A 7,372-nucleotide genomic window follows, 5' to 3' on the forward strand; every position below is an offset into this window, starting at 1 on the left:
ATATAATTGAAATTTTATATCTGTCAATAGGAAAATGCAGTTTTTTTAGAAAAATTTATCCATGACCAACTGGACAATATCCTTTCCGAAGGTTAAGGCCATTAACGTCAGTAAGATAATCATTCCGGCGGTTTGTACGTACCCGGCTGCTTTTTCGTTCAAGGTTTTTCCGGTAATCATTTCTACAATGGTAAATAACGCATGTCCGCCGTCTAAGCCCGGAATCGGTAACAAGTTCATGAATGCCAAACCGATAGAGAATAAGGCGGTGAAATTCCAGATAAACTCCCAGTTCCAAGTGTCTGGTAAAGCACGCGCGATACCAACAGGGCTTTTCACGTGTTTGTACGCTTCGGTTTTAGGACGTAAAATCAATTTGAACTGTTTTACATTGTAGATAATTAACTGCCAAGATTCTTCTACTGCTGCGGTAACAGCGCTTCCGAAACTCATTTTGTTTACGATTTGATAATCGGTCTCCGTATCGGATTTTAAGTTGAAGCCTAATTTTCCGTCTTTTCCGATATTAGCTTTCATTGTAAGCGGTTTGCTGTCGCGGATGATGTTCACTTCGATGGTTTTTCCGGCTTCTTTTTGTAAAGCGGTTCTGAAATCACGGAAGTATTTGAAGGTTTGGTTGTTAAACCCGATGATTTTGTCGTTAGATTGCAAACCGATGTTTTCTGCTTCAGAATCCGGTTGGATTTTATCGACAGAAGCTTCCTGCATTACCAAATTAGAGCTAATGAAAAAGTCTTCTCCAAATCCTATTTTACCTTCTTTATTTACTGGAAGCGTGATGTTGAAATTTTGTCCGTCTCTAAGAATGGAAAGCGTTACCGATTTATTTTTATTTTGACGGATGATTTCATCGATTTCATCAAGATAGGTGTAAGTTTTATTGTTGATGCCTACAAGCTGATCTCCAGGTTTGAATACCGACAGCTTGTTTTTGGTCACGACAACACTATCGATAACAATGGTTTTTAGTAGGTTACGGGCGCCTACGAATTCTTTACCTTCTTTGCTGATGATTTCTGCTTTGTCTTCGTCGGATAATACAATCGTTTGTTTTTGACCGTTGCGTTCAATTTCTACGTTATCACCCAACAAAACATCCAAGACCATACGGTTGAAACGCGGTTGGTGTACACCATCTACGGCAATAATTTTATCCCCATTTTGGAAACCAACTTTATGGCCAACTTCGCCAAAAGCCAATCCGTTTTCCTGAATTTTTTCGGTTGAAATGTATTTTTGCCCAAAGGTCATGTATACGGTGGTGTAGATAAACCAAGCGAGAAGTATGTTCACTATGATTCCGCCCAACATGATGATTAAACGTTGCCAGGCCGGTTTAGAACGAAATTCCCATGGTTGCGGTTCGCCTTTCATCTGTTCAGTGTCCATGCTTTCGTCGATCATACCGGCAAGTTTTACATAACCTCCGATAGGTAACCAACCGATTCCCCATTCGGTTTCCCCAATTTTTTTCTTTAAAAGGGAAAAACCGGCATCCATGAAAAGATAGAATTTTTCAACGCGTACCTTAAACCATTTTGCTGTGATATAATGACCAAATTCATGAAGAATTACCAATACCGATAAGATGAAAAGAATTTGTCCTAATTGAATCATTTTGAGAAATATGTTTTTGTAATAAACGACAAAAGTAAGGTTTTCACCTTACTTATTGCCATCTAATTTGTGTTTGCTTATTTTTTTATAAAATTTTTATGAATCGTACCTTCTGAAGTGGCGATTTTTACCAAATGAACACCTGAGCTTAAGCTGCTTACATCAAGTGTTGTATTGGTGTTTGTAGCAACCAACTGCCCTAAGGTATTGTATATTGATACGTTTTCAAGTTGCATTGTGTTAGGCAACTGAATGGTGATTTTATCATTAGCCGGATTAGGATATAAGGCAGCCATTTGATTCAACTCGAAACTTTCGCTACTCAATGAAGCCGTACTTCCATTAGAAATAATGTGACGATTCGGGTCGAATTCTAAATCGGTTATAGGAAACGGAACACTAACGATAAATTCCTGTCCGTTTGAAGTGTTGTCAACGATTACATCATGAGTCAATCCACCAGCACCCAATAAACGAACTGGGACCGGCATTTCAAAAAAGGGAACTGAAGTATGCGAAGTGGTTTGATTTACTGTGATTTTCGCTTGTCCCGGACCAAAATTATAAGCTGTAATGTCATAAATCGGATAGCCTTGCATGTAAACCCAATCGTTGAAAAATTCATCCAAATCCATACCCGAAGCAGTCTCCAGATGCTGTTGCAATTGTGGTGTAACCGCATATCCGTAAGCCAATAGAGGGTCGTTCAAGTAATTGTTCATTCCCTGATAAAAATTCGTGTCGCCCAGTTTGTAGCGTAACATGTGGGTAACCATGGAGCCTTTGTTGTAGGATATTCTTGAGCTAAAAATTGTATTGACATTGGTAGCTTGCGCATCAGTCAAGTATAAGTTTCCGCCGGGCTGTGAAGTAATGCTGGTTATTTTGTTGGCTTTCCAGTTTACAAAACTAGCAGCTCCATCAAAAGCCTCTACTACTAAGCCAGCCATGTATTCTGTTAAACCTTCGTTAAGCCAAATGTCTTTCCAGGTACCGCAGGTCACTTTGTCTCCAAACCAATGATGTCCTAATTCGTGAGCGATTAAGCCGCGCGACCATCCGCCCATAAATGAAACCGTAGTATGTTCCATACCGCCACCCCAGCCAAATTGTGCATGACCGTATTTTTCGGTTCGGAAAGGATAGGCTCCAAACAAAGATTCAAACAGATTCATGATAGGAGGAGTCACTGCTAAAGCATTTTGCGTACTGGCATTGTTGCTTTCCGGATAAAGATAATTGATAATCGGAAAGAAAGGACTCTCCGGAGTGCCTAAACCAGCTTGTTGATTGTAAGTTTGGTAATTGGTTACGGCAATAGCTACTAAATAAGCGGGTATCGGATAGCCGTGATGAAAATGTGTAGTTTTGTTAGCCCCATTCGGAATAGCGGATTGCTGTAATCCGTTGGAAACTGCACTATAGGCTATTGGTGCCGTGATATACACATCGACTCCGTTGTCAATTTTGTCATTCAAATCCTGTTTGCAAGGCCACCAATCGCGTGCCCCAAAAGGTTCGGAAAGCGTCCACAAAATCGGGGTACTGTCATGGTACGAGCAAGTAAAAGCCTGTTCATTAGTGGATGGATATCCGGAATAATTAATTTCAACCGAATAGGTGTTTCCGGAAGTTAAATTACTCGGAAATATCAAAACCAATTCATCAGTTGCGTTATGGCTGAAGGTAATTGGACTCCCTTGAAAAATAACACTTCCGATAGTTAATTTATAGGTTGGATTGGAACTGTAGGTTAAATCGAAAACAATAGAATTCGTTGCGGTATTCGGGATGAAACTCGTGGTAACTTTTCCGGTAATGTTCAATCGGTATTGCCCGCTAACATTGACAAAATTGTCGATATTGGTAGTTAATTCTATTCTGTGATGACGAACATCGTAGTTTTGCGTATTAGGATTGGCCTGAAAAGCCATAGCCGAGGCTGCCGATTTCATTTCGGCTTCTACAATTTTATGAAAGTCTTCGTCGTGACTTTGTGAAAATCCTAAAAAACCTAAGAATAGTGTAAAAAATAGGGCAAACTTTTTCATATTGTTTTAAAAAATTTACCAAATGTAGCAAAATTTGCAACATTGTAATGAGGTTTTGTTGTGAATTTGAAAATGAATCTTTTTCAGAATACAACTATCTTTTACAGCAAACCTTTTTTTAACGAACAAATCCTTAAATTTGCTCACTTTAAAATTATACAGCTATGTTACAGATTGCTTTTATCAGAGACAACCAGGAACAAGTTATCAAAGCTTTAGCCAAAAGAAATTTGGATGTAAAAGACTTGGTAGCTAATGTGGTGGCCATGGATGAGAAACGCCGCGCCCTTCAAGTGGAATTGGATAATGTATTGGCCGAATCCAACAAGTTGTCCAAAGACATCGGAGAACTGATGAAATCCGGTGAAAAAGCAAAAGCCGAAATTTTAAAAGAGAAAGCAACGCAGTTGCGCGAGCAGGCCAAGACTTTGAACGAAGATTTGGCAGTGGCCGCTGATGCGTTAACGCAAGAATTATACAAGTTGCCCAATACGCCGGCGGATATCGTTCCGGAAGGTAAATCAGCAGACGATAATCTGAATGTTTTTGAAGAAGGAACCATTCCGGTACTTCACGAAGGCGCTTTACCGCATTGGGAACTGATTAAAAAATACGACATCATCGACTTCGAATTAGGAACAAAAATAACCGCGCCAGGTTTTCCGGTTTACAAAGGAAAAGGAGCCAAATTACAACGCGCCTTGATTTCTTATTTCTTAGATAAAAATACAGACGCTGGCTACCAAGAGTTTCAGGTGCCACATTTGGTGAACGAAGCATCGGCTTACGGAACCGGACAGTTGCCGGACAAAGACGGACAAATGTACCACGACGCCAAAGACGATTTATACCTGATTCCAACGGCGGAAGTGCCGGTGACCAATATTTTTCGCGATGTGATTTTGCAGGAAAGCGAATTGCCAATTTTGGCAACAGGCTATACGCCATGTTTCCGTAGAGAAGCGGGTTCTTGGGGCGCTCACGTGCGCGGTTTGAACCGTTTGCATCAGTTTGATAAAGTAGAAATTGTACGTATCGAGCATCCGGAGAAATCCCACGAAGCGTTGGACGGTATGGTAGAACACGTGAAAGAAATCATGCGCGAGTTAGGCTTGCCATTCAGAATTTTACGTTTGTGTGGTGGTGATATGGGATTTGCTTCGGCTTTGACCTATGATTTTGAAGTGTTTTCTACAGCTCAGGATCGTTGGTTGGAAATTTCTTCTGTATCAAATTTTGAAACCTTCCAGGCAAACCGTTTGAAATTACGCTTCAAAGGGAAAGACGGAAAAACCCAGTTAGCTCATACCTTAAACGGAAGTTCGTTAGCCTTACCGCGTGTTTTAGCCGGAATTTTGGAAAACTATCAAACCCCGGAAGGAATTGTCATTCCAGAAGTACTGCGCAAGTATACCGGATTCGACATCATAAATTAACAACATCTTATAACAAGCTGCAATGTACTAATTGGCTAAAAAGGGCTATATTAGTACATTGTTTTTTTAAGACCGATGAAAAAAGGCTTTTTGATTCTCCTGTTTTTTCTTTCGCTGGCTGCTTTTTCCCAAAACGAGCAACTGGCGCAGAACTACTTTGACCGCGGTGAATTTGAAAAAGCGCTTTCGGTTTATGATGATGTCATTAAAAAGCAACCCTACAACTATCAGGCTTTCCAGAAGATGATTGCCTGTTGTCAACAATTGCAACAATACGAGAAGGCTGAAAAACTGCTTTTGGAGCGTATCGAAAAACTGAAACAGGACAATCTGTACGTAGAATTAGGATACAATTATCAGTTGCAGAAAAACCAAACCAAAGCTGATAAATACTATCAAATCGCCTTAGATAAAATCAAGGAAAATCCGAATACGGTTTACGGCATTGCTGCCACTTTTGAACAGAAAGTCTTGGTCGAAAAAGCCATTCAAGCCTACGAACTAGGAAAAGCTGGCAATCCGAGTTTTAATTTCGATTATCAATTAGCACTTTTACAAGGACAATTAGGCAACACCGATTTGATGATTGAAAAGTTACTTGACTTCTCATTCGCCAATCAGGGAAATTTGCCCTTGGTGCAAAATCAGCTGACGCGTTTTATGAACGAAGACGCGCAGGAAACTTTTAACAGCCAGTTGCGTAAAGCTTTGTTGTTGCGCACGCAGAAGAATCAGGATATTTTTTGGAACCAGTTTCTAAGTTGGTTTTTTGTGCAACAGAAAGACTATTCAAAAGCCTTTACGCAGGAAAAAGCAATTTTCAAACGCAGTCCGGACAATTTCTATAATTTCATCAATCTCGCCAAATTAGCCATAGACGAAGACGAAACGGTTGTGGCAACCGATATTCTGAATTTCATCCTACAAAACACGCAGGATTTGGAATTGCAGCTGCAGGCGCACCATCAGTTGGTGTATATGGAGATGAACAAAGCGACTTCAAAAGAGTATCCGGCGGTTAAGGACAAGTTGGATGTTTTGGTAAAAAAGTATGGCGTGACGCCGTATTCCATCGATTTGCAGATTCTTCAGGCGCATTTTTACGGCTTTTATCTGAAAGATTTTAACGGAGCCAAAGCCATTTTGGAACGTGCGATGACTTTTCCAATCGGGAAGTACCAAATGGCCGCCATTAAAGAAGAATTAGCCGATTTGTTGTTGCTCAATGAGAAATTCAATCAGTCGATTATTTATTACGGACAGATTGAAGACGATTTAAAAAACGACGAATTGGGCCACGATGCCAGTTTTAAAATGGCGAAAGCGAGTTATTACAAAGGCGATTTCGATTGGGCGCAGAAGCAGTTCAAAGTGCTGAAATCATCATCTTCTCAATTGATTGCCAACGATGCTTTAGAATTGTTTTTACTGATTAGCGACAACACGGTAGAAGACTCCACGCAAGTCGCCTTAAAGAAATTCGCCAAAGCCGATTTTTTAAAGTTTCAAAACAAAACCGCCGAAGCACTTCAGCAATTTCAAACAATTTTAAAAGAACACAAAGGACAAAGTATCGAAGACGAAACGTTGCTTAAAATAGGACAGTTGTACGAACAACAAAACGATTACCAAAACGCGCTGAATCAGTACCAGCAATTGTTAGAACAACAGAAGGAGAGTATTTATACGGATGAAGCATTGTTCTTTTCTGCAGAATTGTACCGCAAGCATTTCAAAGACGATGAGAAAGCCAAAGCGCTGTATGAAAAAGTGATTTTCAACCATCAGGACAGCATTTATTTTGTGGAAGCGCGTCAGTATTACCGAAAACTACGAGGAGATACGAATTTATAAAAGAAGATTTGATAAAATACAAAATATGATTATTTACAACGTAACCATCAACATACACGAAAGCGTTCACGACCAATGGATGGACTGGATGCAGAACAAACACATCGCCGATGTTTTGGCGACCGGTAAATTCACATCAGCTCGTATGGTGAAAGTATTGGTGGAAGAAGAAATGGGCGGTGTAACCTATTCGGTTCAATATACAACAGATTGTAAAGAAACCTTGCAGCGTTATTACGATGAAGATGCGCCAAGACTTCGCGAAGAAGGGCACAGGCTTTTTGGAGACAATATGTTGGCGTTCCGTACCGAGTTGGAGTTGATTTCGGATCACTAACAAATACAACTGATGGATAAAGTAAAAGCCAAAAAACATTTAGGACAACACTTTCT

Annotated in this window: 5 protein-coding genes; 3 read left to right on the forward strand and 2 right to left on the reverse strand. The window is 40.1% G+C overall.

Features of this window, described 5'->3' with window-relative positions; translation table 11 throughout:
• Positions 1-45: 45 nt before the first annotated feature.
• Together RUH60_RS03720 and RUH60_RS03725 are read right to left on the reverse strand one after the other, a co-directional pair.
• Positions 46-1,638 (reverse strand): site-2 protease family protein, encoded by a 1,593-nt coding sequence (locus tag RUH60_RS03720; RefSeq protein WP_313805559.1) that lies wholly within the window; start codon positions 1,636-1,638, stop codon positions 46-48.
• Between the two features lie 77 nt (positions 1,639-1,715).
• Complete coding sequence (locus RUH60_RS03725; protein ID WP_313805561.1) at positions 1,716-3,689, reverse strand: M1 family aminopeptidase; 1,974 nt, start codon at positions 3,687-3,689, stop codon at positions 1,716-1,718.
• A gap of 164 nt (positions 3,690-3,853) precedes the next feature.
• Between RUH60_RS03725 and serS the strand changes: the two genes are divergently transcribed.
• From serS to RUH60_RS03740, 3 genes are all read left to right on the forward strand, one after another.
• Complete coding sequence (serS, locus tag RUH60_RS03730) at positions 3,854-5,125, forward strand: serine--tRNA ligase (RefSeq protein WP_313805563.1); 1,272 nt, start codon at positions 3,854-3,856, stop codon at positions 5,123-5,125.
• A gap of 75 nt (positions 5,126-5,200) precedes the next feature.
• Positions 5,201-6,979 (forward strand): tetratricopeptide repeat protein, encoded by a 1,779-nt coding sequence (locus RUH60_RS03735; RefSeq protein ID WP_313805565.1) that lies wholly within the window; start codon positions 5,201-5,203, stop codon positions 6,977-6,979.
• 25 nt (positions 6,980-7,004) lie between these two features.
• Positions 7,005-7,316: a DUF4286 family protein gene (locus RUH60_RS03740; RefSeq protein WP_313805567.1), complete on the forward strand. Its 312-nt coding sequence runs from the start codon at positions 7,005-7,007 to the stop codon at positions 7,314-7,316.
• The last annotated feature ends 56 nt before the right edge of the window (positions 7,317-7,372 follow it).

Origin of the sequence: Flavobacterium sp. (assembly GCF_032153895.1) — a bacterium.
Taxonomy (GTDB): domain Bacteria; phylum Bacteroidota; class Bacteroidia; order Flavobacteriales; family Flavobacteriaceae; genus Flavobacterium.